This is a genomic window from Xanthobacter sp. BG11Y11_SDJG (assembly GCF_057364445.1).
Window position 1 is genome coordinate 1 of record NZ_JBNFNU010000700.1, and the last position, 1,190, is coordinate 1,190.

The 1,190-nt window shown below is 74.0% G+C and carries 1 protein-coding gene and 1 pseudogene; both read right to left on the reverse strand.

The annotated features are described in order from the left end of the window. Positions 1 to 360: pseudogene (locus AC2W7M_RS25875) on the reverse strand (hypothetical protein); the annotation flags it as partial. 42 nt (positions 361 to 402) lie between these two features. Beyond that, positions 403 to 1,190 (reverse strand): alpha-D-ribose 1-methylphosphonate 5-triphosphate diphosphatase (locus tag AC2W7M_RS25880; RefSeq protein WP_486135998.1); only part of this gene is annotated, 788 nt, incomplete at its 5' end.

Sequence of the window (1,190 nt, forward strand, 5' to 3'; positions counted from 1 at the left end):
ACATCCACCGGCGCGCTGACCAGCACCACCCGGAGCCGGCAAAGCGGCCGCGCGGGCCTGCCGGCAGGCTGGCGCGCGAGCCGTTGGCCACCACGACTCCGCCGCCGCGTAGATGCGCCGCCACGTCCGGCCCAAGCGCATAGCCGAGCCCCGTGGGGCGCGCCAGGCGAGCGGGAAGCGTCCCGCCGCGCAGCCGGTCTCGAACGCCGCCGCGTCGAGCGTGCCATGAGCCTCGCCCGCGCCCGGCGGACGGGTCACGAGGCGGCGGGCGAAAAGCACCCGGCCATCTCCGGCAAAACGCGCCCGCGCCACTTCGATGAGCGTGTCCTTGCCGGCCCCCGACGGGCCGACCACCAGCACCAGCGTGCCCGGCCGATCGGCACGCCATTGGTTCCGGAGCGCTCATGCCACGCGCTGCCCCGCGCGGCGGACCTCGCGCACCACCGGCATGTCGCCGACGCGGGTGACGCGCACGAGGTCGGCGCGCTGGCCCTCAGCAATTTCGCCGCGGTCGTCGAGGCCGACGGCCCGCGCCGGGGTGCGGCTCACCATGCGCACCGCCTCGGGCAAGGCGATGGACGGCACCCGGCGCGGCAGCTCGAAGGCCGCCCAAAGCAGACTCGACGGCACATAGTCCGATGACAGGATGTCCAGAATGCCCTCGCGCGCCAGGGCCTCGGCGGCGACGTTGCCAGTGTGCGAGCCGCCGCGCACGAGGTTTGGCGCGCCCATGAGCACGCGCACGCCCGCGGCGTGGGACAGCTGCGCCGCCTCGTGGGTGGTGGGGAATTCCGCCAGCGCCACGCCTTCCGCGACCGCCTGCGCCACATGGTCGGCGGTGGCGTCGTCGTGGCTCGCCAGCACGCAGCCGTGGGCATGGGCGAGCGCCACCAGGCCCTGCCGGTTGGCGCGCGCATAGCGCTCCTGGAAGGCGAGCCGGTTGGCGACGATCGCCTCCATCTCCTGCGGGCTGATGCCGCCTTTCTCCATGTAATAGCTCGCGAACTGCTCCACCGAGGCGAACTGCCGCTGGCCCGGCGTGTGGTCCATGAGCGAGATCAGGCCCACGGGGGCAATCTTCATGAGGGCCGCGGCGTCGTCCACCACGCATTGCGTGGGCACCTCGCAGCGCAGGTGGATCAGATGGTCGGCGCGCAGCACGCCGGCCGCGCCGGCCGCGGCGAGGGTGG